Here is a 20,503-nt window from a genome sequence, read left to right as displayed (position 1 = left end):
CGCCATCATAGCGCCCTATTGATGTGTCCAATTTCATTAGGCCAGTTCAAGCCCGCTCCCACAGTGGATCGGTGGTGGACACAAAATGTGTGAACGCCGCCAATCCACTGTGGGAGCGGGCTTGCTCGCGAAGGCGTCCTCGAATCCTCAGTAATCGTCCCCTCGATCGGTGACATCCTTCTCTACCCTCCCCGCTTCCGGATCATGCCCTGCCGGAAACTTCCCCTTCAAATTCCACGCAAACGCAATGATCTCGGCAATCGTGCGATACAACTCCTCCGGAATACTCTCCCCCAATTCCATCCGTGCCAGCAGTTTCACCAGTTCGGCGTTTTCGTAGATCGGCACTTCATAATCACGGGCAATCTGCAGAATGGCTTCGGCCAGTTCCTCATCACCTTTGGCCGTGAGGGTCGGGGCGTGGCTGCCGTCGTATTTGAGGGCGATGGCCTGGCGCGGTGTAGTGGATTCGTTCATGCGGTTTCGTCGACCCAGCGTTGTTCGAGGCGGGTTTGAGGGCCCTGTGGCGGTGTGCCGAGGTGACAATCCAGATCGCCGACGTTCAGGCCTGACGCCAGCAGGCGTTCGCGCAGCCCGGACAGATTGCTTTCGATCAGGCTCGCGGTGTACGGTCGCTGGGCCCACAGCTGACTGGAGAGGCTGCCTTTGATCAATTGGGCCTGAATCTGCAACGGCCCCAGCGGTTCCATGTCGAACGCCAGATCGACGCGCCACAGCTGTTGCCTGGGTTCGCGTTCGTCGCGGCGTTCGTTGGGCTGCTCTTTTTCCGGCGCTTCTTCACGCTGGAATTTGACCTGCAACGGCACGATGTCCTGCAGGTTGCGCATGGGTATTTCCAGTTGCCAGGTGCTGAGCAGGCGACCGTCGTCGGTGAGGCCGGTCTGTTCCAGGCTCGACAGTTGATGGCTTTGCAGGCGCGAGACGGCCGCTGCTGCCAGGCGCAGCAAGTGCTCCAGATCGCCTTCACCGTCCTGACTTTGCAGCAGGCGCTCGGGGAGCGGGAAACTGGTCGGCAATGGTTTAGCGCTGACTTGTCCCAGCATGCCCAAGGCGCTGCGCACGAAACTCGGCAGCGCTTGCGCCAGTGTATTGGCGGCGATGATTGCGTTGAGATTGGTGTTGGCCGGCAGCCCCGGCGTCAGTTGTGCGATCAGCTTGAGCAGGTCGCCTTTCATGTCTGGCGTCAGCGTGGGGTTTTGTCCGGTCAGCAGTTTCGCTTCAAGGAACAGGCCGCTGTTGGCCAACGCCTGGGCCAGACCTTTGGGCGTGCTCAGTTGCTGAACATCTGGCAGGCCAGCGAGCAATTTGTCCACGGCGGCGCGCAGGTCGCTGGAGGTCTGATCCGACGGCGGCAGGTTCTGCAGGACTTTGATCAAACCATCCAGAGAGCCTTGGCGACTTTGCTGGCTGACCAGTTGTTGGGTCACCGCCAACTGTTCCTTACGGCTGCTCAATGGGACGAATTTCAGGGTCTGGGTGTCCTGCACCAAGGCGCTCAGCAAGGTGCCGATGCGCAATGGCGTCGGGCTGTCGATGCTCAACGTGCTGCCGCTCAGCGCGGTGTTGAGCAGGCTCACCATCGAGCGAAACACCGTCGGCTGGCCCGGCACCTGTGGCATCACCTGAGAGGTCAGCACTTTGCCTTGCAGCAACGTCCCGGCCGGCAGTTGCGCCGTGTCGATGCGGGTGAGGGGCGAGACGCTGGAGGCGATGGCCTGTTGCACCGTGACCGCCAGGTTGCCCGCCGATGGCTGGGTGATTGCCAGGCTGGTGCCTTGGGGCAACGGCTGAGTACTGGTGGCCTGGACCGTGGTCTGGCGACCGCTGTCGAGGGTGACCTTGAGCAACAGTTGAAAAGTCTGATCCGTCTGCTTGAGCGAGAGCACTTCAGCCTTGGCGGTTTGCCCAACGGAGATCAGGCCCTCCATCGGCGTCAGCAGCTTGAGCAACTCGCCGCTGATCACCAGCGCACGCGTGACTGCCGCACTGGTTGTCGGTAGCGGGAGGATGTTCATTTCGCCTGTCATACGCGGTCACAACCTTCGGAAAATGCACGCTTTAGAGTAGGAGATGGCATGTATAATGCCGCCCACTTGTATACAGAGTGCCGGAAACATTGCAATTATTTGACGCAGCTCTCTAGTTCGGGCCGCCAATACATTTATCCTGCATCTCTTTAACGGCCGCGCCAAAGCCGACTTGAACCGTATAAGGCCCGTGATCTCTTGACCAGTCCTGTCCTGCAAACCGTTGCCCTCGCCTGTGAGCGAGACCTTCGGCTGCTCTTCGAAAATCTCGAATTGAGACTGGCCAGTGGCGAAATGTTGCAAATCAGTGGCCCCAACGGCAGTGGCAAGACCAGCCTTTTACGTCTGCTTTGCGGTTTGATGCACCCGACCGCCGGTCAAGTACTGTTAAACGGCCAGCCACTGCACGAGCAACGCAGCGAACTGGCGCGCAACCTGCTGTGGATCGGCCATGCCGCCGGCATCAAGGACCTGCTGACCCCCGAGGAAAACCTCAGTTGGCTCTGCGCCTTGCATCAACCAGCCTCCCATGAGGCGATCTGGCAGGCGCTGACGGCGGTGGGGCTGCGCGGTTTCGAGGATGTTCCCTGTCACACCCTGTCTGCCGGCCAGCAACGGCGCGTGGCCTTGGCGCGGTTGTACCTGGACAGTCCGCCGCTGTGGATCCTCGATGAACCGTTCACTGCGCTGGACAAACAAGGCGTGGCGCAACTCGAAGAACACCTGGCGGCGCATTGCGAGCGGGGCGGTATGGTGGTCCTGACTACGCACCACACCCTGACCCGGATGCCGGCCGGTTATCGCGACATTGATCTGGGGAACTGGGCCGTATGAGTGTTTTCGGCCTGTTGGTCGCCCGCGAGGCACGTTTGTTGTTCCGCCGTCCTGCCGAATTGGCGAATCCGCTGGTGTTCTTCGCCATTGTCGTGTCCTTGTTCCCGTTGGCAGTCGGTCCCGAGACTCAATTGTTGCAAACCTTGTCCCCGGGGCTGGTCTGGGTGGCAGCGCTTTTATCGGTCTTGCTCTCGCTGGACGGGCTTTTCCGCAGTGATTTCGAAGACGGATCCCTTGAACAGTGGGTCCTTTCGCCGCACCCCCTGCCTATTCTGGTTTTGGCCAAGGTGCTGGCACACTGGGCGTTTTCCGGGCTGGCGCTGGTTCTGCTCGCACCTTTGCTGGCGTTGATGCTCGGTTTGCCGGCCGCCTGTCTGCCGGTGTTGCTGCTTTCTTTATTGCTGGGTACACCGGTGCTGAGCCTGCTCGGTGCGGTGGGCGCGGCGTTGACGGTAGGTTTGAAGCGCGGCGGCCTGTTACTGGCGCTGTTGATTCTGCCGCTGTACATCCCGGTGTTGATTCTCGGCAGTGGCGCCTTGCAGGCGGCATTGCAGGGCATGCCGGCGACCGGTTATCTCTTGTGGCTTGGGAGCCTGACCGCCCTGGCGATAACCCTGACACCTTTTGCAATAGCCGCTGGCCTGAAGATCAGCGTCGGCGAATAATGAGGTCTGGTCAAAATTTGATCAGTAAAGACCCTTGGCTCTTCACAGCGAAGAGCACCCGTGATGGAAACAGCAATGAACTGGACCTGGTTTCATAAGCTCGGCTCACCCAAATGGTTTTACGGCATCAGTGGCAAACTGCTGCCGTGGCTGAGCGTCGCGGCGTTGCTGCTGATTAGCGTCGGCGTGGTTTGGGGGCTGGCCTTCGCGCCGCCCGACTACCAGCAAGGCAACAGCTTTCGCATCATCTATATCCACGTCCCGGCCGCCATGCTGGCGCAGTCCATCTATGTGATGCTGGCCGTGTGCGGCATTGTCGGGCTGGTCTGGAAGATGAAGCTGGCCGACGTCGCCCTGCAATGCGCCGCGCCGATCGGTGCCTGGATGACTGCCGTGGCACTGGTCACCGGGGCGATCTGGGGCAAGCCGACCTGGGGCTCGTGGTGGGTCTGGGATGCGCGACTTACGTCCATGCTTATTCTGCTGTTTCTGTACTTCGGTCTTATTGCGCTGGGCAACGCTATCAGCAATCGTGACAGTGCGGCCAAGGCCTGCGCGGTGCTGGCGATCGTCGGCGTGATCAACATCCCGATCATCAAATACTCGGTGGAGTGGTGGAACACCCTGCACCAAGGCTCGACCTTCACCCTCACCGAAAAACCGGCAATGCCCGCCGAGATGTGGCTGCCACTGCTGCTGACGGCGCTGGGTTTCTACTGTTTCTTCGGCGCGGTGCTGTTGCTGCGCATGCGTCTTGAAGTGCTCAAGCGCGAAGCCCGGGCGAGCTGGGTGAAAACCGAAGTGCAGAACAGTCTGGAGGCCGCTCGATGAGTTTCGCTTCATTCGGCGACTTTCTCGCCATGGGCCATCACGGCCTGTATGTCTGGTCAGCCTATGGCATTAGCCTGGCGGTGCTGGCCCTCAACGTGGCGGCGCCGATCCTGGCCCGCAAGCGGTATCTGCAACAAGAGGCGCGTCGTCTGCGCCGGGAGAACGGCAAGTGAATCCGCTGCGTAAAAAGCGTCTTATCATCATTCTCGCGATCCTGGTCGGTGTCGGCGCTGCCGTTGGCCTGGCCTTGAGCGCCTTGAAGCAGAACATCAATCTGTTTTACACCCCGACTCAAATCGCCAACGGCGAAGCGCCGCAAGACACGCGCATCCGCGCGGGCGGCATGGTCGAAAAGGGTTCGCTGCAACGTTCCGGTGATTCCCTGGACGTGAAATTCATCGTTACCGACTTCAACAAATCCGTGACCATCAGTTATCGCGGCATCCTGCCGGACCTGTTCCGTGAAGGGCAGGGCATCGTCGCCCTTGGCAAGCTCAACGCTGACGGCGTGGTGGTAGCCGACGAAGTGCTGGCCAAGCACGATGAAAAGTACATGCCGCCGGAAGTGACCAAGGCGCTGAAAGACAGCGGTCAATCTGCTCCAACGCCCGCGAAGGAGGGTTGATCGATGACGTCCGGAATCTTTATCCCCGAACTCGGCCACTTGGCCATGATCCTGGCGCTGTGTTTCGCGCTGGTGCAGGCCGTGGTGCCGTTGCTCGGTGCCTGGCGCGGCGATCGTTTGTGGATGAGCCTGGCCCAGCCGGCCGCCTGGGGGCAGTTCGCATTTCTGCTGTTCGCTTTCGGTTGCCTGACTTACGCGTTCATGGCGGACGACTTTTCCGTCGCTTACGTGGCCAGCAACTCCAACAGCGCCTTGCCGTGGTACTACAAGTTCAGCGCCGTCTGGGGCGCTCACGAAGGTTCGTTGCTGCTGTGGGCTCTGATCCTCGGCGGCTGGACCTTCGCGGTGTCGGTGTTCTCCCGGCAGTTGCCACAAGTGATGCTGGCGCGGGTGTTGTCGATCATGGGCATGATCAGCACCGGTTTCCTGCTGTTCCTGATCCTGACATCTAACCCGTTCGCCCGAATCCTGCCGCAGATGCCGACGGATGGGCGCGACCTCAATCCACTGCTGCAAGACATCGGCCTGATTGTTCACCCGCCGATGCTGTACATGGGCTATGTCGGTTTCTCCGTGGCGTTTGCCTTCGCCATCGCCGCGCTGCTGGGCGGTCGTCTCGATGCGGCGTGGGCGCGCTGGTCGCGTCCATGGACCATCGTCGCCTGGGCCTTCCTCGGTATCGGTATTACGTTGGGCTCCTGGTGGGCCTACTACGAACTCGGCTGGGGCGGCTGGTGGTTCTGGGACCCGGTCGAAAACGCGTCCTTCATGCCTTGGCTGGTGGGCACGGCGCTGATTCACTCGTTGGCGGTCACGGAAAAACGTGGCGTATTCAAGAGCTGGACCGTGTTGCTGGCCATCGCCGCGTTCTCGCTGAGCTTGCTCGGGACCTTCCTGGTGCGTTCCGGCGTGCTGACCTCGGTTCACGCCTTTGCGTCGGACCCTGAGCGCGGCGTGTTCATCCTGATCTTCCTGCTGTTCGTGGTCGGTGGCTCGCTGACGCTGTTCGCCCTGCGTGCACCGGTGGTCAAGAGCCAGGTCGGCTTCAACCTCTGGTCCCGGGAAACCCTGCTGCTGGGCAATAACCTGGTGCTGGTGGTCGCCGCTTCGATGATCCTGCTCGGCACCTTGTATCCATTGATCCTCGACGCCATGACCGGCGCCAAGCTGTCGGTCGGCCCGCCATACTTCAACGCGCTGTTCATTCCGTTGATGGCGATACTGATGGTAGTGATGGCGGTCGGCATGCTGGTGCGCTGGAAAGACACCCCGGTCAAATGGCTGATGAGCATGTTGACCCCGGTGTTGCTCGGTAGCGCTGCGCTGGCCGTGGTGGCCGGTGTCGCTTACGGCGATTTCAACTGGGCGGTGCTGGCGACGTTCATGCTGGCTGCCTGGGTGTTGCTGGCCGGTGTGCGGGATATCTTCGACAAAACCCGCCACAAAGGCCTGATCAAAGGTCTGCCGACCCTGACTCGCAGCTATTGGGGCATGCAAATCGCGCATTTGGGCATTGCCGTGTGCGCGCTGGGTGTCGTGTTGTCGAGCCAGAACAGTGCCGAGCGCGATCTGCGCCTGGCGCCGGGTGAGTCCATGAGCCTGGCCGGTTATCAATTTGTGTTCGAAGGTGCCAAGCACTTCGAAGGGCCGAACTTCACGTCCGACAAAGGCACCATCCGGGTGATCCGCGATGGCAAGGAAATCAGCGTGCTGCACCCGGAAAAACGCCTGTACACCGTGCAGAACTCAGTGATGACCGAAGCCGGGATCGACGCCGGTTTCACCCGTGACCTTTACGTCGCATTGGGCGAGCCGCTGGGCGAGGGCGCCTGGGCGGTGCGCGTGCACGTCAAACCGTTCGTGCGCTGGATCTGGTTCGGTGGGTTGCTCACGGGGCTCGGTGGGTTGCTGGCGGCGCTGGATCGTCGTTATCGGGTCAAGGTGAAAAGCCGCGTGCGTGAAGCGCTCGGCATGACGGGAGCCACCGCATGAGACGTTGGTTGATGCTGTTGCCACTGGCGATTTTTCTGGTGGTCGCTGTTTTTCTGTATCGGGGTCTGTACCTGAACCCGGCCGAGTTGCCCTCGGCGATGATCAACAAACCATTCCCGGAGTTTTCCTTGCCCTCGGTGCAGGGCGACAAAACCCTGAGCAAAGCGGACATTCTGGGTAAACCGGCACTGGTCAACGTCTGGGGCACCTGGTGCATTTCCTGCCGGGTCGAGCACCCGGTGCTGAACAAACTGGCCGAGAAGGGCGTGGTGATCTACGGCATCAACTACAAGGACGTCAACGCCGATGCCTTGAAGTGGTTGGCCGAGTTCCACAACCCGTATCAACTGGACATCCGTGACGATGCCGGCACCCTGGGCCTGAACCTCGGCGTGTACGGCGCTCCGGAAACTTTCTTCATCGATGCCAAGGGCATCATCCGCGACAAATTCGTCGGCGTGATCGACGAACAAGTCTGGCGCGAAAAACTGGCGGCCAAGTATCAGGCGCTGGTCGATGAGGCCAAACCATGAAGCGCTGGATCGCCGCCGCAGTGCTGGGGTTGAGCATGGCCGGTATGGCGCATGCGGCCATCGACACCTATGAGTTCGCCAAAGAAGGTGACCGTGAGCGTTTTCGCGAGCTGACCAAAGAGCTGCGTTGCCCCAAGTGCCAGAATCAGGACATCGCTGATTCCAACGCACCGATCGCCGCCGACCTGCGCAAAGAGATTTTCCGCATGCTCGGCGAGGGCAAGGACAACCAGCAAATCATCGATTTCATGGTCGACCGCTACGGTGATTTCGTCCGCTACAAACCCGCCCTCAACGCCAAAACCGCACTGCTCTGGTTCGGCCCAGCCGGCCTGCTGCTGGGCGGTTTTGTGGTCATCGTCGTGATCGTCCGCCGTCGTCGCGTGCAACGCACTGACAGCCCGGACGCGCTTTCTGCCGAGGAGCGCGAGCGCCTCGACCACTTGTTGGATAAAACCAAGAATGATTGATTTCTGGCTCGCTGCAGGCCTGCTGCTCCTGGTTGCCCTGAGTTTTCTGCTGATCCCCGTTATGCGTGGTCGCCGCGCTCAGCTCGAAGAGGACCGTACGGCACTGAATGTCGCGCTTTATCAGGAGCGCGTGGCTGAGTTGCAGACTCAGCAGGAAGAAGGCGTGCTCAACGCCGAACAAATGGACACCGGCCGCGCCGAAGCCGCCCGTGAACTGCTCGCCGACACCGAAGGCGTCGAGGCGCCGCGCGTATCGCGTCTGGGCAAGCCATTGCCATTGCTGGCGGCGATTCTGGTGCCGGTGTTGGGCCTTGGGCTATACCTGCATTTCGGCGCCAGCGACAAAGTCGAGCTGACCCGCGAATTCGCCCAGGCACCGCAGTCGATGGAAGAGATGACCCGTCGTCTGGAACGTGCGGTCGCCGCCCAACCGGATTCGGCCGAAGGCCTGTACTTCCTCGGCCGCACTTACATGGCTCAGGACCGTCCGGGCGATGCGGCGAAGATCTTCGAACGCACCGTGGCCCTGGCCGGTCGTCAGCCGGAACTGCTCGGGCAATGGGCCCAGGCGCAATATTTCGCCGATAGCAAGAAGTGGTCGGACAAGGTTCAGGCCCTGACCGACGAAGCGCTGAAAGCTGATCCGAAAGAAGTCACCAGCCTCGGTCTGCTGGGCATCGCGGCCTTTGAAAGCGAGCGTTACCAGGACGCCATCGACTACTGGAATCGACTGCTGGCGCAACTGCCGCCGGATGATAAATCCCGCGTCGCGCTGCAAGGCGGCATCACTCGGGCCGCCGAGAAGCTCGAGGCCAGCGGTGGCAAGGTTGCCCAGGCGCCTGCGGCCAAAGCTGCAGCACTGCTCAAAGTGCATGTCGATCTGGCGCCAGAGCTCAAAGCCAAGGTCCAACCGGGCGACAGTGTGTTCATTTTCGCCCGCGCCATCTCCGGCCCGCCCGCACCACTGGCCGCCAAGCGTCTGACCGTCGCCGACTTGCCGGCAACCGTCGAACTGGGTGATGCCGATGCGATGATGCCGCAGTTGAAACTGTCGAACTTCCCTGAAGTCCAACTGGTTGCGCGCATCTCCCGCGCCGGCCAACCGACTGCCGGCGAATGGATCGGTCGCAGCCAACCCTTGGCCACCAGCACAACCGCGCAACAAAAACTGATCATCGACAGCCCGGATAAATAACAGGAAGCGCCACCATGACCGCCATCGCCCGTATCACTCTCCTCAGTATGGTTTTGGGGTTAAGCGCCTGTGCGGTCCAGCAGCCCGAGCCCACACGGCTGCCGCCAATCCCGCCTGCGCAGCCGAGTACCAAACCGGCTCCGCCGACGGTACCGAGCAAACCGAGTATCCCGGTCAAACCTTCGAAGCCGGTGCCACGCACCTCCGCCAGCTTCGCCCCGCCACCGGGTGGCAATAGCCATTGGGACGCGAAACTCGGCGTTTACGTCCTCGATGATCAGACCAACACCTTCTACCGCCAGCGCACCTACTACCGCTGGAACAACGGCTGGAGCCGCTCGATCAGCCCCAACGGGCCGTGGGAAGAGACGGACATCCATGGTGTGCCGGGTGGGTTGGGCAGGCAATTCGGGCAGTGAATGGAAACGGCGATCTGAGGATCGCCGTTTTGCTTTTTGGGGTTTGTGAGAGGCGATTAAAGAGTCGCCCGATAGTCGGTCAACGCCTTGCTCGACTGAATCAGGCCTTGGCGAAAGAGCAGATCAAGATAGGTGCCGACATCCATTGGCGTTGTGTATCTCCAGTGACCATCGCGCCCTGAAACGTCCAGAGAGCGCGAGCCACATCAGAAAGTCTCTCAAGGGAGCGGGGTACAAAACACATGCGTCATATACAGCGGTAAAAGGGGAATGCCTCACTCGTATCCTGTCCTTAACGCTTGTGCTTGCTCGGCGAGAAGCGTCATTGCTTGCTCGCTGGCGGTGTCGCGCCGGTTTTTATAGTCCATCAAATCGGCAAAGCGCACACGTCGGTGCTTGCCGGTTTTGTGGTAGGACAACTCGCCGCACTCCAGCAGTTTGATCAGGTGCGGGCGTGAGACATTGAGCAAGTCCGCCGCTTCCTGGGTGGTCAGTTCCGCGTGAACCGGGACGACCTTTACCGCATTGCCTTCTGCCAATGCAGCCAGTATGTCGACCAGCAATCGAAGGGCTGAAGTGGGCAGTTCGACGCTGTGAGCTTCATTTTGCTCGTCGAAAATCTGGATGCGTTGGGTTTCGAATTGAGTCGCGAGATAGGCCGCGAGCGCGCGTTGGCCTTCGATTGCGGCCTGAACTTCGCGCGCCATGGGCAGGTTGATCGGTGGGTGGATGATTAAGGACATGATGAAATTCCAACATTCTGAGTAACAATGCTGGAAGGCTATTCGAATCAAACGAAAATCGCAATAAACGAAAATCGAGCTTGTTTATGACTCTTTTGCCAGCAAGATCCAGAGGAAATTGACAAATGTCCGAGTCTTCGAGCTGATTACGACCCGATTATCAACACCCTGTAAAACAACCGAACGTCGCACTCCGAATTTTTGTGCTTGAGTAAATATAACCCTAGGGTTATTTTTGTTGGGCCGGAGCAAGGAGGCTGGTGGTGCAGAGCAGGTTATTGATCAAAGAGCTGATAGAGGCGGGCTGGGCACTGGACCGGGTCACCGGCAGTCATCACATCTTCACTCACCGTTACAACCCTTACACGATACCCGTCCCTCATCCGAAGAAGGGTTTGCCGATCGGGACGGTCAAAAGCATCAGGAGGCGAGCCGGGCTTTATTGCCCGGGAGCCAGTTTGGCAGGAGATCCATAATGCAATACCCAATCTGTATCGAGTGGGGCGACGAGAACACCGCCATCGGTATTCAGATCCCCGATATTCCTGGTGCCGTTACGGCCGGGGATACGTTTGAAGATGCTTACAACGCGGCGGTCGAAATTGCCCACATCATGCTGCAGGAGATCATGGCAGACGGGGAGTCAATTCCGATGCCGACCTCAGCGGCTGCGCACCGCGAGAATCCGGAATTTGCCGAGATGGGGTGGGGGATGCTGGAACTCGACATCTCGCCCTACCTGGGCAAGACCGAAAAGGTCAACGTGACGCTGCCTGGCTACGTTATCCAGCGCATTGACCGCTATGTGCGAGAGCACAATGTCAAAAGCCGCTCCTCCTTTCTCGCGGATGCGGCGATGGAGAAACTGGTTCGGCATTGAGGGGTATCAGTCGAATCGCCTTCGCGGGCAGGCCTTGCTCCTACAGGGATAATGCAAGACGTGTAGGAGCGAGGCTTGCCCGCGAAGCTTTTAGCGTCCTAAGCCGTCGCCAACGAACGCCTCTCTGAAACGCTCAAAAACCGCAACAACGCCAGCAACGGAAACGCACTACCCACAATCACGATCCACAACCAGCCACCATGTTCATACACCGCACTGGCCACCGATGAACCGAATGCACCACCGATAAAGATGCTGGTCATGTACAGCGCATTCAGACGGCCGCGGCTTTTGGCGTCGAGGGCGTAGACCGCGCGCTGGCCGAGGACCATGTTCATCTGCACACAGAAGTCGAGCACCACGCCGGTGACGGCAAGGCCGATGACACTGTAAATCGGATGGATGAACGCTGGCAGGAAACTCAGGCTGGCGAATAGCAGGGCCAGCAGCGAGGCGATGCGGGTATGGCCGGCATCGGCCAGTCGACCGGCGATGGGGGCGGCAATCGCGCCGATGGCGCCGACCAGGGCGAAGATCGCGATCTGGGTTTGCGACAAGCCATGATTGCGCGACAGTTCCAGCGGCACAGCAGTCCAGAACAGGCTGAAGGTGGCGAACATGCAGGCTTGGTAAAACGCGCGCTGACGCAACACTGGCTGCTGACGCAACAGCGTCCAGAGCGAAGCCAACAACTGGCCATAAGAAGCGCTGTGATCAGGCTGGCGCTTGGGAATGGTCAGGGCCAGCACGATGCTGATCGCCGCCATCAATGTCGCGGCGATGACGAACATCGCACGCCAGCCGAAGTGGTCGGCTATTACGCTGGATACCGGTCGAGCCAGCAGAATCCCCAGCAGCAAACCACCCATGATGCCGCCGACCACGCGGCCGCGCGATTCTTCCGGCGTCAGGTGGGCGGCCAGTGGAATCAGGATCTGCACCGACACCGAGCTGAACCCCACCAGCAACGAGATCAGCAGAAACACGTTCGGCTGATCGGTGAACGCCGCGCCCAGCAAACTGGCAATCGCCACCACGGTGGTGATAATCATCAAGCGGCGGTTTTCCAGCAGATCACCCAACGGCACCAGGAAGAACAAACCCAACGCATAACCAATCTGCGTCAGCGAAACGATCAGGCTGGCCATGGTGTCGGTCAGGCCGATGTCCGGCGCGATCAGGCCGATGATCGGCTGGGCGTAGTAGATATTGGCCACGATGGCGCCACAGCAGAAGGCGAAGAGCAGCACCATGCCTCGGGTCATTGTCGCAGTGCCGTGGGGCACCTGAGTCACTGGGTTCATAACGTGCTCGCTGAAGAAGAGTGCGCAGAGGGTAATCGGCGAGTTAGAGCGGCGGAAGAGGGTTTGGAGTGATAGTAATTATTCATTTACGCAGCAGTTATCGGGGCCGCTTCGCAGCCCAGCGGGAGCAAGCTCCCTCCCACAAAAAAAGGCGACCTTCGCAAGTCGCCTTTTTCATTGCAGCTCAGCGATTACTGACCGCTGTAAATCTGATCAAAAACCCCACCATCATTGAAGTGGGTCTTCTGCACAGTGCGCCAGTCACCAAAGGTCTTCTCCACCGAAAGGAAATCCACTTTCGGGAAGCGATCAGTGTACTTGGCCAATACCGCCGGATCACGCGGACGCAGGTAATTGGCAGCCGCAATCTCCTGACCTTCCGGCGACCACAGGTACTTCAAATATTCCTCGGCGGCAGCGCGAGTACCTTTTTTCTCGACCACTTTGTCGACCACGGACACCGGCGGTTCAGCTTCAGCGGAAACACTCGGGTAAATCACTTCAAACTGATCACGACCAAACTCACGCGCAATCATTTCCGCTTCGTTTTCGAAAGTCACCAGCACGTCGCCGATCTGGTTGGTCATGAACGTGGTGGTGGCGGCACGGCCGCCGGTATCCAGCACTGGCGCTTGTTTGAACAGTTTGCCGACGAAGGCTTTTGCCTTGTTCTCGTCGCCGCCGTTTTTCAGCACATAGCCCCAGGCCGAGAGGTAGGTGTAGCGGCCGTTGCCCGAGGTTTTCGGGTTGGGGACGATCACTTGTACGCCGTCCTTGAGCAGGTCCGGCCAGTCTTTCAGGGCTTTCGGGTTGCCTTTGCGCACGATGAACACGGTGGCCGACGTGAACGGTGCGCTGTTGTTTGGCAGGCGCGTGACCCAGTTGTCCGGGACCAGTTTGCCGTTGTCCGCCAAGGCGTTGATGTCGGTGGCCATGTTCATGGTGATGACATCGGCCGGCAGGCCATCGATTACTGAGCGTGCCTGCTTGCTGGAGCCGCCGAAGGACATTTGCAGCGTGATGTTTTCGTTGTGCTCGGCTTGCCAGTGTTTCTGGAAGGCGGCGTTGTAGTCCTTGTAGAAATCTCGCATCACGTCGTAGGAAACGTTAAGCAGGGTCGGTGCAGCCTGAACCGCGCTGCTTAAGGCCAGGCCAGCGGCGAGAAGTGAGGCGCCAAAGAGTTTTTTCACTGCGCATTCCTTGTTTTATCAACCATGTTCTATGGTAAGTGTTGGCAATTTGCCAGCGACTATAGCCCGGGCTCGCATAGTCCTTTAAAGATTAAAAAGCACTTTGCTTATTCCAGTTTCTTGAACAGCGCATTGCCGCAACGGGAGCAAAATGCTGCGCCGTGTTCGTGACTGTTTTTCTGGCAGGTCGGGCAATCGTGTTGCAATTGTTCGCCGCGCATGGCGTTGGCCAGTTCCGCGGTAAAAATCCCCGTCGGGACGGCGATGATCGAGTAACCGGTGATCATCACCAGCGACGAAACCACCTGACCCAATGGCGTCTTGGGCACGATATCGCCAAAGCCCACGGTGGTCAGTGTGACGATGGCCCAATAGATGCCTTTGGGAATGCTGGTGAAGCCGTGTTCCGGGCCTTCGATCACGTACATCAAGGTGCCGAACACCGTCACCAGAGTGCTGACGCTGAGCAGAAACACCACGATCTTCTGCTTGCTGCCGCGCAGCGCCGTCATCAAATAGTTGGCTTGCTTCAGATAGGGGCTGAGCTTGAGCACGCGGAAAATCCGCAGCATCCGAATGATTCGAATGATCAGCAGGTACTGCGCATCGCTGTAATACAGCGCGAGAATGCCGGGCACGATCGCCAGCAAATCCACCAGCCCATAAAAGCTGAACGCGTAGCGCAGCGGCTTGGGCGAGCAGTACAGGCGCAGGCCGTATTCGATGGCGAAAACGATGGTGAAGCCCCATTCGATGTACGCCAGTATGTCGGCGTAGTTCTGGTGAACGCTGTCGATGCTGTCCAGAATCACGATCACCAGGCTGGCGAGGATGATCAACAGCAGAATGCTGTCGAAGCGGCGACCGGCCGGGGTATCGGATTGGAAGATGATGACGTAAAGGTCTTCACGCCAGTTTTTATTGCTGTCCATGGAAAACGCCTGAACCAAGAATCAGCGAAGCCTAGGTCGATTCTCCCCGGTAGCGCAAGGCGCGCTGTCCATGGCGGCCTGACGCAGCACCCGGATGCCTGCGCGAATCAGCCAGCAGGCGAGGATAAAGGGCGCCGTCAGCGTTGCCAGCCCCAGTGCGGCGAACCCCGGTGTGAGCAACACCGCCAGCAGGATTGCCAACAATGGCAGCCAAGGTTGGCGACGATTCTGGCTGAAGGCGAGGGCGGCGAGCACGGCGTTGTAGCCGCTCAAACCCAGAAGCGCGGTTGATGTTTCGTGATGCAGCAGGGCGAAACCGAGACCGGCAACGGAGCCGAGCAGCGCCCACAGGAAGGCGCGACGGTCAGCGATCAGCAAACCCGTGGCAATCAGAGCACCGGCCAGCGGATGACCGAGAAACAGCACCTGACCGAGCCCTTTCAATGACGCGGCGAGCAAGTTGAATGTGGTCATTTCGATCAGCGGCGCGGGTTGCTGGGGTGCGGCAAAGCCGAGCAACAACCAACTCAACCCAACGAAAGGTGCGGTGTAGGCCGGTAGACAATGATGATCACGGGCGCCTTTGAGCCATTGCTGAGTGAGCATCGCGCTCAGGCCCCCAGCGGCAATGATCAGCGGTGGCAACAGCACCGACCACGGGAAATAAAGGCTCAGCAGCAGACCAAGCAGAATTCCGTTGTAACTGAACAGCCCGGCCTGACGATCAGCCTTGGCGTACCCGCGACGTTGCGCGGTGAGCAACCCGGCAACCCCTCCCAGCAACGCACCGCCGAGCAGGGCCGGCGCGCTGAACAGAATCGCCAACAGACACAGCAGGCCGCACAGCGGATGGCACTGGAGAAAGATCTGGCTGAAGCCGTTGAGCAGGGCAGTGGCCCAGTCGGGGCAGTGGGTGTTGAAGTGGTTGGCGGGCATGATGGGGTCTGTGTGTCTGGGGGGACCGAGTTGCCTGCTTCGCGAGCAAGCCCGCTCCCACATTTAATCTGTGATCGACGCAAGACTAATGTGGGAGCGGGCTTGCTCGCGAAGAGGCCGGTACAGGCGCTAAATCAACGTCTCAATGCGCAACGAATTGGTCGAACCCGGCTGCCCAAACGGCACTCCCGCCGTGATCAACAACGTATCGCCCCGCTGAGCCATCCCCTGTGCCTGGGCAATCTCCAACGCCGTCGAGCACACTTCATCCACCTGGCGCAGCCGATCATTGACCACCGAATGCACGCCCCACGCCACCGTCAATCGCCGCGCGGTTTGTAGGTTCGGCGTCAGGTTGAGGATCGGCACCGTCGGCCGTTCCCGCGCCGCACGCAGACTCGACGTGCCCGACTCGCTGTAGTTCACCAGCACCGCCACCGGCAGCACGTTGCTGATGCGGCGGATGGCGCAACTGATCGCGTCCGACACCGTGGCCTCGGCTTTCGGTCGGCTCACGTCCAGTTGGGCCTGATAGTCCGGGCCGTTTTCCACCTGACGGATAATCTTGCTCATCATCTGCACGGCTTCCAGCGGATACTCGCCGGACGCGGTTTCCGCCGACAGCATCACCGCGTCCGCGCCTTCGGCCACCGCGTTGGCGACGTCGGTGACTTCAGCGCGGGTCGGCGCCGGGGAGAATCGCATCGACTCCAGCATCTGCGTCGCCACCACCACCGGTTTGCCGAGTTGGCGGCAGGTGCTGATGATGTTTTTCTGAATCTGCGGCACGCTTTCGGCCGGGACTTCCACGCCCAGGTCACCGCGAGCGACCATGATCGCATCGCTCAATTCGGCGATTTCCCGCAGTTGAGTCACGGCCGATGGCTTCTCGATCTTCGCCATCAAATACGCCTTGTCGCCGATCAGTGCGCGAGCTTCGCGGATGTCTTCCGGGCGTTGCACGAACGACAGCGCAACCCAATCCACACCCAGCTCCAGACCGAAGCTCAAATCGCGACGATCCTTGGCGGTCAGGGGGCTCAGATCCAGCACTGCTTGCGGCACGTTGACGCCTTTGCGATCCGACAGCTCGCCGCCATTGAGCACCGTGGTGTCGATGGCGTCGGCATACTTGGTCACCACCCGCAGGCGCAGCTTGCCGTCGTCCAGCAGCAGGTCCATGCCTGGCTCCAGTGCTGCGATGATTTCCGGGTGAGGCAGGTTGACCCGGCGCTCATCGCCCGGCGTGGTATCCAGATCAAGGCGCAAGGCCTGGCCGCGATGCAGCTGCACTTTGCCTTGAGCGAATTTGCCGACCCGCAGTTTCGGGCCTTGCAGGTCCATCAGAATTCCCAGCGGGTAATTCAGCTGGCGCTCGACTTCACGAATCCACTGATAGCGCTGTGCATGGTCGGCATGATCGCCGTGGCTGAAGTTCAGGCGAAAGATATTGACTCCGGCCTGCACCAGCTCACGGATGTCGTCGATCCCGTTGGTGGCCGGGCCAAGGGTGGCGAGGATTTTGACCTTCTTGTCAGGTGTCATGTTTAGGGCTCTCGAGAATCAGGATGGCGCGGAAGTCGTTGACGTTGGTGCGGGTCGGCTCGGTGACGATCAGCGCATCCAGCGCGGCGAAATAGCCGTAGCCATTGTTGTTGTCCAGTTCATCGCTGGCGCTCAGGCCGAGGGCGGCGGCGCGGGCGTAACTGCCTGGGGTCATGATGGCGCCGGCATTGTCTTCGGAACCGTCGATACCGTCGGTGTCACCGGCCAGCGCGTAGACGCCGGGCAGGCCTTTGAGGCTGTCGGTCAGGCTCAGCAGGAATTCGGCGTTGCGCCCGCCACGGCCATTGCCGCGCACGGTGACGGTGGTTTCGCCGCCGGACAGAATCACGCACGGTGCTGCCAGCGGCTGGCCGTGCTGGACGATCTGCCGCGCAATGCCGGCGTGGACTTTTGCCACGTCCCGGGATTCGCCTTCCAGATCGCCGAGAATCAATGGACTGAAGCCGGCCTGACGGGCTTTCACCGCTGCTGCTTCCAGCGATTGCTGTGGGCGGGCGATCAATTGGAAATGACTGCGGGCCAGGCTCGGATCGCCGGGTTTGACCGTTTCCGATTCCGGGTTTTGCAGCCAGTTGCGCACCGAGACCGGGACTTCAATGCCATAACGCTTGAGGATCGCCAGCGCTTCGGCCGAGGTGCTCGGGTCGGCCACGGTGGGGCCGGACGCGATGACCGTGGCGAGATCGCCCGGTACATCGGAAATCGCATAGGTATAAACCGTGGCCGGCCAGCAGGCTTTGCCCAGACGTCCACCCTTGATCGCCGAGAGGTGCTTGCGCACGCAATTCATCTCACCGATGGTCGCGCCGGATTTGAGCAGGGCTTTGTTGATCGACTGTTTGTCGGTGAGGGTGATACCGGCGGCCGGCAGTGCCAACAATGCCGATCCACCGCCCGAGAGCAGGAAGATCACGCGGTCGTCTTCGCTCAGGTCGCTGACCAGTTCCAGTACTCGTTTCGCGACAACCAAACCAGCCGCATCCGGCACCGGGTGAGCGGCTTCGACCACTTCGATTTTTTCGCACGGGGCGCCGTGGCCGTAACGGGTCACCACCAGGCCGGACACTTCGCCCTGCCAGCAGCGCTCGACCACCTGGGCCATGGCGGCTGCGGCTTTACCGGCGCCGATGACGATCACCCGACCGCTGCGATCTTTGGGCAAATGGGCTTCGAGAACGTGCTGCGGATGGGCCGCATCGATGGCTGTGGCAAACAGCTCGCGCAGCAGTTGTTGCGGATCGACCGACATGGCGGGCTCCCAATTTTATTGTTCTTGGTTTAAGCAGATGATCGTTCCCACGCTCCGCGTGGGAATGCATCTATGGACGCTCCGCGTCCGCTTTGGGACGCAGAGCGTCCCGGGCTGCATTCCCACGCGGAGCGTGGGAACGATCAGTGCCGAGGCAGGGTTTACTTATCGCGAATCGAGAAATTCGCCATGTGTTCCAGGCCCTTGATCAGCGCCGAGTGGTCCCAGTTGCTGCCACCAATAGCCGCGCAGGTGCTGAACACCTGCTGGGTATTGGCGGTGTTCGGCAGGTTGATGCCCAGTTCGCGAGCGCCGGCCAGGGCCAGGTTCAAGTCCTTCTGGTGCAGGCTGATGCGGAAGCCCGGGTCGAAAGTGCCCTTGATCATGCGTTCGCCGTGAACTTCAAGGATCTTCGACGACGCGAAACCGCCCATCAGCGCTTCACGCACCTTGGCTGGATCGGCACCGTTTTTCGAGGCGAACAGCAGCGCTTCGGCCACAGCCTGGATGTTCAGCGCGACGATGATCTGGTTCGCCACTTTCGCGGTTTGACCGTCGCCGTTGCCACCGACCAGGGTGATGTTTTTGCCCATGGCCTGGAACAGCGGCAGGGCGCGTTCGAACGCATCGGCATCGCCGCCGACCATGATGCTCAGGGTCGCAGCCTTGGCGCCGACTTCGCCACCGGACACCGGCGCGTCGAGGTACTGCGCGCCTTTCTCGTTGATCTTGGCCGCGAAGGCTTTGGTGGCAGTTGGCGAGATCGAGCTCATGTCGATCACGACTTTGCCTTTGCTCACGCCTGCCGCAACACCGTCGGCGCGGAACAGCACGTCATCGACCTGCGGGGTATCCGGGACCATGACGATGATGAATTCAGCTTCCTGGGCCACTTCTTTCGGGTTTGCCAGCGCGACGGCGCCAGCGGCGATCAGGTCGGCAGGGGCTGGGTCGTGGTGCGCCGACAGGAACAGGCTGTGACCGGCTTTCTGCAGGTTCAACGCCATTGGGTGGCCCATGATGCCGGTGCCGATAAATCCGATTTTAGCCATGAGAAAATCCTCTTGTTTTTGTATTGCTCAAGCAAATAGGGGAGCGCTTTTGGTGGGAGCGGGCTTGCTCGCGAAGAGGCCATAACATTCAGCATCTATGTGACTGTTACACCGCTTTCGCGAGCAAGCCCGCTCCCACATGGATTGCGTCAAATCGCGTTATGGGTTTTCAACCATCCCAGACCCGCTTCAGTGGTGGTCAGCGGCTTGTATTCACAGCCAACCCAACCCTGATAACCGATTCGGTCCAGGTGTTCGAACAGGAAGCGGTAGTTGATTTCACCCGTGCCCGGTTCGTTGCGCCCTGGGTTGTCGGCCAACTGGATGTGGTTGATCTCGCCCAGGTGCGCAGCCATGGTCCGGGCCAGGTCGCCCTCCATGATTTGCATGTGATAGATGTCGTATTGCAGGAACAGATTGGCGCTGCCGACCTGTTCGCGAATCGACAGGGCTTGCGCCGTGTTGTTCAGGTAGAAGCCTGGAATGTCACGGGTGTTGATCGCTTCCATCACCAGTTTGATGCCCGCCGCTTGCAGCTTCTCGGCCGCGTACTTGAGGTTGGCGACAAAGATCTCCACGGTGGCATCGTCGACGCCTTGTGGACGAATACCGGCCAGGCAGTTGATCTGGGTATTGCCCAGCACTTTGGCGTAAGCGATGGCCAGATCGACACCAGCGCGGAATTCTTCGACCCGATCCGGCAAGCACGCAATACCGCGCTCGCCCTTGGCCCAGTCACCGGCTGGCAGATTGAACAGCACCTGGGTCAAGCCATTGGCATCGAGCTTGGCCTTGATTTCGGCGGAGCTGAAATCGTAGGGGAACAGGTATTCGACACCACTGAAGCCGGCCTTGGCGGCAGCGTCGAAACGGGCAAGAAAATCCTGCTCGGTGAACAGCATGGACAGGTTGGCTGCGAAACGCGGCATGGTGGTCTCCCGTATAGGTGTAGTCGTCGTTCCCAGATCCCTGTGGAAGCGGGCTTGCTCGCGAAAGCGGTGTGTCAGGCGATATCAATGTTGACTGTGCCGCCGCCTTC

23 protein-coding genes and 1 pseudogene are annotated in these 20,503 nt (G+C 60.1%); 12 read left to right on the top strand and 12 right to left on the bottom strand.

Annotated elements, in window-relative coordinates:
• Window positions 1-147: 147 nt before the first annotated feature.
• Together IC37_RS22305 and IC37_RS22300 are read right to left on the bottom strand one after the other, a co-directional pair.
• Window positions 148-477: an EscU/YscU/HrcU family type III secretion system export apparatus switch protein gene (locus tag IC37_RS22305; protein ID WP_030131762.1), complete on the bottom strand. Its 330-nt coding sequence runs from the start codon at window positions 475-477 to the stop codon at window positions 148-150.
• Window positions 474-2,048 carry a flagellar hook-length control protein FliK gene (locus IC37_RS22300; RefSeq protein WP_030131761.1) on the bottom strand — a complete coding sequence of 525 codons (1,575 nt, stop codon included), beginning with the start codon at window positions 2,046-2,048 and terminating at the stop codon, window positions 474-476. Before IC37_RS22300 ends, IC37_RS22305 begins: the two co-directional genes overlap by 4 nt.
• 198 nt (window positions 2,049-2,246) lie before the next feature.
• Between IC37_RS22300 and ccmA the strand changes: the two genes are divergently transcribed.
• The 10 genes from ccmA (at window position 2,247) to IC37_RS22250 (ending at window position 9,612) form a co-directional block, all read left to right on the top strand.
• A complete protein-coding gene (gene ccmA / locus IC37_RS22295) occupies window positions 2,247-2,882 on the top strand; it encodes a cytochrome c biogenesis heme-transporting ATPase CcmA (protein ID WP_030131760.1) in 636 nt (211 codons plus the stop codon).
• Window positions 2,879-3,547: a heme exporter protein CcmB gene (ccmB, locus tag IC37_RS22290; protein ID WP_030131759.1), complete on the top strand. Its 669-nt coding sequence runs from the start codon at window positions 2,879-2,881 to the stop codon at window positions 3,545-3,547. The genes ccmA and ccmB overlap by 4 nt, the downstream gene beginning before the upstream one ends.
• A 75-nt stretch (window positions 3,548-3,622) precedes the next feature.
• Window positions 3,623-4,378 carry a heme ABC transporter permease gene (locus IC37_RS22285; RefSeq protein WP_030131758.1) on the top strand — a complete coding sequence of 252 codons (756 nt, stop codon included), beginning with the start codon at window positions 3,623-3,625 and terminating at the stop codon, window positions 4,376-4,378.
• Complete coding sequence (gene ccmD, locus IC37_RS22280) at window positions 4,375-4,551, top strand: heme exporter protein CcmD (protein WP_007894243.1); 177 nt, start codon at window positions 4,375-4,377, stop codon at window positions 4,549-4,551. Before IC37_RS22285 ends, ccmD begins: the two co-directional genes overlap by 4 nt.
• Window positions 4,548-5,003 carry a cytochrome c maturation protein CcmE gene (ccmE, locus tag IC37_RS22275; protein ID WP_030131757.1) on the top strand — a complete coding sequence of 152 codons (456 nt, stop codon included), beginning with the start codon at window positions 4,548-4,550 and terminating at the stop codon, window positions 5,001-5,003. Before ccmD ends, ccmE begins: the two co-directional genes overlap by 4 nt.
• Window positions 5,004-5,006: 3 nt before the next feature.
• Window positions 5,007-6,995 carry a heme lyase CcmF/NrfE family subunit gene (locus IC37_RS22270; RefSeq protein WP_030131756.1) on the top strand — a complete coding sequence of 663 codons (1,989 nt, stop codon included), beginning with the start codon at window positions 5,007-5,009 and terminating at the stop codon, window positions 6,993-6,995.
• Window positions 6,992-7,528, top strand: coding sequence for a DsbE family thiol:disulfide interchange protein (locus IC37_RS22265; protein WP_030131755.1), 537 nt, complete (start codon window positions 6,992-6,994; stop codon window positions 7,526-7,528). Before IC37_RS22270 ends, IC37_RS22265 begins: the two co-directional genes overlap by 4 nt.
• Window positions 7,525-7,998 (top strand): cytochrome c-type biogenesis protein, encoded by a 474-nt coding sequence (locus IC37_RS22260; protein ID WP_030131754.1) that lies wholly within the window; start codon window positions 7,525-7,527, stop codon window positions 7,996-7,998. The genes IC37_RS22265 and IC37_RS22260 overlap by 4 nt, the downstream gene beginning before the upstream one ends.
• Window positions 7,991-9,193 (top strand): c-type cytochrome biogenesis protein CcmI, encoded by a 1,203-nt coding sequence (gene ccmI, locus IC37_RS22255; RefSeq protein ID WP_030131753.1) that lies wholly within the window; start codon window positions 7,991-7,993, stop codon window positions 9,191-9,193. The genes IC37_RS22260 and ccmI overlap by 8 nt, the downstream gene beginning before the upstream one ends.
• Before the next feature lie 14 nt (window positions 9,194-9,207).
• Window positions 9,208-9,612, top strand: coding sequence for a hypothetical protein (locus IC37_RS22250; protein ID WP_030131752.1), 405 nt, complete (start codon window positions 9,208-9,210; stop codon window positions 9,610-9,612).
• Window positions 9,613-9,765: 153 nt separating this feature from the next.
• Here IC37_RS22250 and IC37_RS22245 read toward each other — a convergent pair.
• Window positions 9,766-9,891 (bottom strand): annotated as a pseudogene (locus tag IC37_RS22245) (PIN domain-containing protein); the annotation flags it as partial.
• Window positions 9,888-10,355 carry a helix-turn-helix domain-containing protein gene (locus IC37_RS22240; protein ID WP_030131751.1) on the bottom strand — a complete coding sequence of 156 codons (468 nt, stop codon included), beginning with the start codon at window positions 10,353-10,355 and terminating at the stop codon, window positions 9,888-9,890. The pseudogene IC37_RS22245 and the gene IC37_RS22240, both read right to left, overlap by 4 nt.
• Before the next feature lie 263 nt (window positions 10,356-10,618).
• Between IC37_RS22240 and IC37_RS22235 the strand changes: the two genes are divergently transcribed.
• Together IC37_RS22235 and IC37_RS22230 are read left to right on the top strand one after the other, a co-directional pair.
• Complete coding sequence (locus IC37_RS22235; protein ID WP_030131750.1) at window positions 10,619-10,831, top strand: type II toxin-antitoxin system HicA family toxin; 213 nt, start codon at window positions 10,619-10,621, stop codon at window positions 10,829-10,831.
• Window positions 10,831-11,235, top strand: coding sequence for a type II toxin-antitoxin system HicB family antitoxin (locus IC37_RS22230; RefSeq protein WP_030131749.1), 405 nt, complete (start codon window positions 10,831-10,833; stop codon window positions 11,233-11,235). Before IC37_RS22235 ends, IC37_RS22230 begins: the two co-directional genes overlap by 1 nt.
• Window positions 11,236-11,333: 98 nt before the next feature.
• On the opposite strand, the gene IC37_RS22225 is transcribed toward IC37_RS22230, so the two are convergent.
• From IC37_RS22225 to hyi, 8 genes are all read right to left on the bottom strand, one after another.
• Window positions 11,334-12,539, bottom strand: coding sequence for an MFS transporter (locus IC37_RS22225; RefSeq protein WP_030131748.1), 1,206 nt, complete (start codon window positions 12,537-12,539; stop codon window positions 11,334-11,336).
• 191 nt (window positions 12,540-12,730) lie between these two features.
• Entirely contained in the window at window positions 12,731-13,729 is a 999-nt protein-coding gene (locus IC37_RS22220; protein WP_030131747.1) for a sulfate ABC transporter substrate-binding protein, read from the bottom strand.
• Between the two features lie 107 nt (window positions 13,730-13,836).
• Entirely contained in the window at window positions 13,837-14,661 is an 825-nt protein-coding gene (locus IC37_RS22215; protein ID WP_030131746.1) for an ion transporter, read from the bottom strand.
• A 21-nt stretch (window positions 14,662-14,682) separates the two neighbouring features.
• The gene (locus IC37_RS22210; RefSeq protein ID WP_030131745.1) at window positions 14,683-15,597 is read right to left on the bottom strand and encodes an urea transporter; all 915 of its coding nucleotides are present in this window, start codon (window positions 15,595-15,597) and stop codon (window positions 14,683-14,685) included.
• A gap of 129 nt (window positions 15,598-15,726) precedes the next feature.
• On the bottom strand, window positions 15,727-17,142 hold the full coding sequence (gene pyk / locus IC37_RS22205; RefSeq protein ID WP_030131744.1) for a pyruvate kinase: 1,416 nt from the start codon (window positions 17,140-17,142) through the stop codon (window positions 15,727-15,729).
• A complete protein-coding gene (locus tag IC37_RS22200; RefSeq protein ID WP_030131743.1) occupies window positions 17,132-18,412 on the bottom strand; it encodes a glycerate kinase in 1,281 nt (426 codons plus the stop codon). The genes pyk and IC37_RS22200 overlap by 11 nt, the downstream gene beginning before the upstream one ends.
• Before the next feature lie 161 nt (window positions 18,413-18,573).
• Window positions 18,574-19,464, bottom strand: coding sequence for a 2-hydroxy-3-oxopropionate reductase (locus tag IC37_RS22195; RefSeq protein WP_030131742.1), 891 nt, complete (start codon window positions 19,462-19,464; stop codon window positions 18,574-18,576).
• 149 nt (window positions 19,465-19,613) lie between these two features.
• Window positions 19,614-20,393 (bottom strand): hydroxypyruvate isomerase, encoded by a 780-nt coding sequence (hyi, locus tag IC37_RS22190; protein ID WP_030131741.1) that lies wholly within the window; start codon window positions 20,391-20,393, stop codon window positions 19,614-19,616.
• Window positions 20,394-20,503 lie beyond the last annotated feature (110 nt).

It is taken from the genome of Pseudomonas sp. QTF5, assembly GCF_000512695.2.
Taxonomy (GTDB): domain Bacteria; phylum Pseudomonadota; class Gammaproteobacteria; order Pseudomonadales; family Pseudomonadaceae; genus Aquipseudomonas.
Note: the sequence above shows the minus strand (reverse complement) of the source record. Positions and strands in the feature narration are given on the sequence as shown.

Coding starts and splice junctions, on each gene's coding strand:
- IC37_RS22305 (WP_030131762.1), bottom strand. CDS start 477: ATGAACGAATCCACTACACCGCGCCAGGCCATCGCCCTCAAATACGAC.
- IC37_RS22300 (WP_030131761.1), bottom strand. CDS start 2,048: ATGACAGGCGAAATGAACATCCTCCCGCTACCGACAACCAGTGCGGCA.
- ccmB (WP_030131759.1), top strand. CDS start 2,879: ATGAGTGTTTTCGGCCTGTTGGTCGCCCGCGAGGCACGTTTGTTGTTC.
- IC37_RS22285 (WP_030131758.1), top strand. CDS start 3,623: ATGAACTGGACCTGGTTTCATAAGCTCGGCTCACCCAAATGGTTTTAC.
- ccmD (WP_007894243.1), top strand. CDS start 4,375: ATGAGTTTCGCTTCATTCGGCGACTTTCTCGCCATGGGCCATCACGGC.
- IC37_RS22270 (WP_030131756.1), top strand. CDS start 5,007: ATGACGTCCGGAATCTTTATCCCCGAACTCGGCCACTTGGCCATGATC.
- IC37_RS22265 (WP_030131755.1), top strand. CDS start 6,992: ATGAGACGTTGGTTGATGCTGTTGCCACTGGCGATTTTTCTGGTGGTC.
- IC37_RS22260 (WP_030131754.1), top strand. CDS start 7,525: ATGAAGCGCTGGATCGCCGCCGCAGTGCTGGGGTTGAGCATGGCCGGT.
- ccmI (WP_030131753.1), top strand. CDS start 7,991: ATGATTGATTTCTGGCTCGCTGCAGGCCTGCTGCTCCTGGTTGCCCTG.
- IC37_RS22250 (WP_030131752.1), top strand. CDS start 9,208: ATGACCGCCATCGCCCGTATCACTCTCCTCAGTATGGTTTTGGGGTTA.
- IC37_RS22240 (WP_030131751.1), bottom strand. CDS start 10,355: ATGTCCTTAATCATCCACCCACCGATCAACCTGCCCATGGCGCGCGAA.
- IC37_RS22230 (WP_030131749.1), top strand. CDS start 10,831: ATGCAATACCCAATCTGTATCGAGTGGGGCGACGAGAACACCGCCATC.
- IC37_RS22225 (WP_030131748.1), bottom strand. CDS start 12,539: ATGAACCCAGTGACTCAGGTGCCCCACGGCACTGCGACAATGACCCGA.
- IC37_RS22215 (WP_030131746.1), bottom strand. CDS start 14,661: ATGGACAGCAATAAAAACTGGCGTGAAGACCTTTACGTCATCATCTTC.
- IC37_RS22210 (WP_030131745.1), bottom strand. CDS start 15,597: ATGCCCGCCAACCACTTCAACACCCACTGCCCCGACTGGGCCACTGCC.
- pyk (WP_030131744.1), bottom strand. CDS start 17,142: ATGACACCTGACAAGAAGGTCAAAATCCTCGCCACCCTTGGCCCGGCC.
- IC37_RS22200 (WP_030131743.1), bottom strand. CDS start 18,412: ATGTCGGTCGATCCGCAACAACTGCTGCGCGAGCTGTTTGCCACAGCC.
- IC37_RS22195 (WP_030131742.1), bottom strand. CDS start 19,464: ATGGCTAAAATCGGATTTATCGGCACCGGCATCATGGGCCACCCAATG.
- hyi (WP_030131741.1), bottom strand. CDS start 20,393: ATGCCGCGTTTCGCAGCCAACCTGTCCATGCTGTTCACCGAGCAGGAT.